The organism is Salmonella sp. SG203 (genome assembly GCF_013350575.1).
GTDB classification, from domain to species: domain Bacteria; phylum Pseudomonadota; class Gammaproteobacteria; order Enterobacterales; family Enterobacteriaceae; genus Salmonella; species Salmonella enterica.
In genome coordinates this window covers 1-3,767 of the sequence record NZ_SNMT01000060.1, presented here as the reverse complement: position 1 = coordinate 3,767, position 3,767 = coordinate 1, and the positions used below count along the sequence as shown (strand labels likewise).

2 protein-coding genes are annotated in these 3,767 nt (G+C 54.9%); both read right to left on the bottom strand.

From position 1 onward, the window contains the following. Positions 1-49 precede the first annotated feature (49 nt). Entirely contained in the window at positions 50-805 is a 756-nt protein-coding gene (locus HV477_RS27610; RefSeq protein WP_023222793.1) for a fimbria/pilus periplasmic chaperone, read from the bottom strand. A 29-nt stretch (positions 806-834) separates the two neighbouring features. Beyond that, positions 835-3,324, bottom strand: coding sequence for a fimbria/pilus outer membrane usher protein (locus HV477_RS27605; RefSeq protein ID WP_175065717.1), 2,490 nt, complete (start codon positions 3,322-3,324; stop codon positions 835-837). Between the last annotated feature and the right edge of the window lie 443 nt (positions 3,325-3,767).

Here is a 3,767-nt window from a genome sequence, read left to right as displayed (position 1 = left end):
TGTACAGATGATTTTCATAACAGTATTCCCGTTACCTGGTCAGGCGTACTCACTGACTGTCAGTGTGTTGTACTGTATCAAACGTGCACTGCCCGGTCCGGCAGCGGTAATGGTTGAGCTTCATCCCACCGAAGTCATCGATATATCCCACATACAGGCCGTCATCTCCGCGTGGCAGAATCGCCTGCAGTGGCAGGTCAGAATACGGGGGGACCATTGTGTCCTGGCTGAACCCCTTCAGGCTCTGCGCTGCGGTTCTGCCCATCCAGATAACGCTGATGTAATAAGGCGTGGGGTTCTTCAGCGTCACATGTTCTCCGTTTCTGAGAACGATGAGCCGCCTTTCGGAGGTGTCACCGAACGGTTTTGCAATGGCTGTCGGCCGGAAAAACAACTTCAGCCTGCTTTGCAGTGCCATCTGCAGAATATTTGCCCCTGTTTCTTCGGGTTTTGGCGGAATTTCCTTGACCTTGAAATAAAACAGAGTTTCCCGGTCCTGTGGCAGGCGGTCAGTTCCGCCCCCCCTGACCTGCATGATGCGAACCTGAGATTTCTGCCCGGCATCGATACGCTGCAGGGGGGGCAGGGCAACTATCTGATTGCTGCGTTTCCCCTGAGCATCCTCAACCCAGGCCTGCGCGAGGTAAGGCAGAGTCGTGCTTTCGTTGGAAAGTTCAACCGACAGGGATTTCACCTTACTGTCCATAATGATACGTGTCCGGTCGACATTGATGGCCGCCCGTGTGGCGGGTCCCCACAACAGCAGCAGTGCCGGCAACAGGGCGGTGATATGGCGGATATTCACTTCTCTCTCCTCCGGAAAAATGACGGTTATTATCGGTCTGTATTCTGTGATACCTGGCAGGGCAGCAGCAGCGGGCCGTTGCTCATTGTCAGTGTCTCAGGCAGCGTCAGCTGACACTGTTCCTTCCCGTCCCGGGTGACGGTGAGACGGCGGTCGTCCCGGCTGATACCGGTCAGGTAAACCCGGCCCTGCTCGCCCACCATCCCCGCGGTTTTCCCCGACCGCCCGGAGGAAACCAGTGCACCCAGCGGCGGGAATGAGCCATCAGGGAGACGGATGAGACCGAAAATCTGCTCTCCCCGGTTTGCAGAAAAACGGGCATAGCCTATGGCGCCTTCTGTCAGCACCTGGCTGACGACTGTCCCGCTGACATCCACGTCATCCGGCAGTTCAGCCACATCCACTGAAACATCGGCAGGCAGGTAACTGGCTCCCCCGCTGACGACCGCAATACCGAAATGATTGGTCACTCCCTGACCGTTACTGACAGGGACACCGGACACGCCATCAGTGTCGACCATCATACGGGGCTCGTTTCCTGCCATGGACTGGCTGAAAGCTGCACCGTGTGCTGTGGCGGTCAGTGAGCCGTACCAGTTCAGACCCACGCTCCGGTACTGCCCCGGACGGAGAGTGAAGTCAGCGGAGGCATTGCCATAAGGCGTGACACTCTGGATATTCCCGCTCAGGCTGTGTCCTCCGCCCTGGTTCTGGCTGCCGGCGCTGAGACCCCAGGTGGTATTCTGACGGGTGAAATCAAGATAATTTACGTTCTGCTGCATACTGCCCTGGTTGTCCCGGGTCATGCTGTAACTGACCTGCCGCTTTTCACCGAGAGGAAGGGTGAAAGAGGCATACACCTGGTTCTGTGACAGGTCCCGGTACTGGTTACGGGCCAGCGTCAGGGCAGCGGTGACGCCCCGGAACGAACCGATGTCAAAGGATTTACTCAGCGAGAACGTCCAGTTATCACTGGTGTCTGCATTCCAGTAACTCAGCCGGCTCATTGACAGTGAAGCGCTGACCCCCGGGTCTGAGAAATACTGACTGTAGCTGATGGTGTAACTCTCTTTCTCATCCCGGTCGTAGCGGCCACTGTCCTGTGAACGGGCGATAAACTCCGGCAGGGACATAAAATGGCGGTCAGAGAACCGGTAACCCACAAAAGCGAGCGTGCTGCCGATACTGTCAAAGGTTTTGGCATAGTTAATCCGGTAACTGTACCCACTCTGCCGCTGTGCCCGGGGGAACGGCAGCCGGGCATCAGAGCGGGTAACGTCCACGGACAGGGCGCCGAGCTCCCCCATATTCTGCCCGGCCCCGAGCGCAACGGACTGGTAATGCTGAGCAGACGCGATAATGCCGCCGTAGAGGGAGGTATTGTTTAACGCCCCCCATGTGGCTTCAGCCTGGAGGAAATCAGGGTCTGTGCTGTGGCTCCCGCCATCATAGACGGGACGTCCGGCAGCCACTTTGTAACGGATATTCCCCTTACGGGTCATGAAAGGGACGCTGGCAGTGTTAACCTGCCAGGTCCGTGTTGACCCGTCACTTTCCCGTAGCGTCACATCAAGGTTACCGCTGATATTCTGGCTCAGGTTCGGCAGGACAAAGGGGCCGGGAGACACCCGGGTCTGGTACAGAATGCGGCCATTCTGGCTGACGGTCACCTGCGCATTACTGTTGGCAATGCCGCTGATTTGCGGGGCATATCCCTGCAGGGAGGGCGGTAACATCCGGTCATCACTGGCCAGCGTCACGCCGGTAAAGCGAAAGGCATCAAAAATGGCTGAATTCAGGTAACTCTGTCCCACTGTCAGTTTTGAACGCCACTGCGGGAGTGCACGGAACAGGTAAGTCTGGGGAAGGAAAAAGTCCGAATCAGAATTTCCGTTACCGTTATCCGTGCGGTTGTACTGGTAGTCGCTGCGTAGTCTCCAGGGGCCGAAATTTAAGCCGGCAGTCCCGTAGAGGCTGTAACTGTTGGATGAACTGCCCTGATGCGGCATGTAGCGGCTGGCGAGAAAATTGTAGTCCAGAACAGCCCCGTTAACCCCCTCACTCCAGCGTGAGGGGGGAACCCAGTCCGGGTCCTGATATTTCATCCATGCCTGAGGCAGCGTGATGGAAAGGCTCTGTCGGGCCGGACTGTATCTGACAGTGCTTTCCCGTGTGCTGAAGTCAGTACAGTGCCCGTCATCGGCCCCGGGAATGATTTTCAGTCTGTCAAGGGCGCTTTTTTTCAGCCCCAGCATTTCAACAAGTTCAGGAGTGATACAAAAGACAGTACGTGACTTTCCGTCCGGCAGGGCAGAAATGAGAAAACGGTTGCGAACCAGCTTCTCGTTAAGGTAGATATCCAGCAGATAGTTGCCCGGCATAACATAACCGTCATTACTGAATGCGGAGAGGTCCACATTATCTCCCCCGTCAAGAAACCCGGTGCTGAATTCCGTTGCCTGAACGGACAATGCCAGGGAACTGAGGGATATAAACAATGCCAGTCGGGTCAGGTTCATATATTGCCGGACTCTCTTTCTTTAATCAGTTTATCTGGTCAGCGCTGAATACCGGGAACCAGACCGGCACGCACGGTGATACCTGCAATATTCAATAAAAGGTCAGCCTTATATTACTTATCAGTTCCGGTTGTTGCTGAAGCCTGAGGGTGAACTGCCAGTTTTTCAGAACAGATTAATAAGCCTGTTTTTGCAGGGCTGACCGTTGTTGCGTAATAAATAAAAAACAGCGCGTTTAGTTTCTTTGAACTCTGCGCGGTATGCGTAAAACAAATTCTGGTCCGGTAACCTTCCTGTTTTCCGGTCGGGATGCTATATCGATATGCAACACTTCCGGAAAGTGGATTATTTCGCAATACCATCTGTAATACAGACAGGCAAAACTACAATTAAGCCTGTCTGCACTCTGTCAGTGATAATCCAGCTGGTAAGAAACCTGTGCT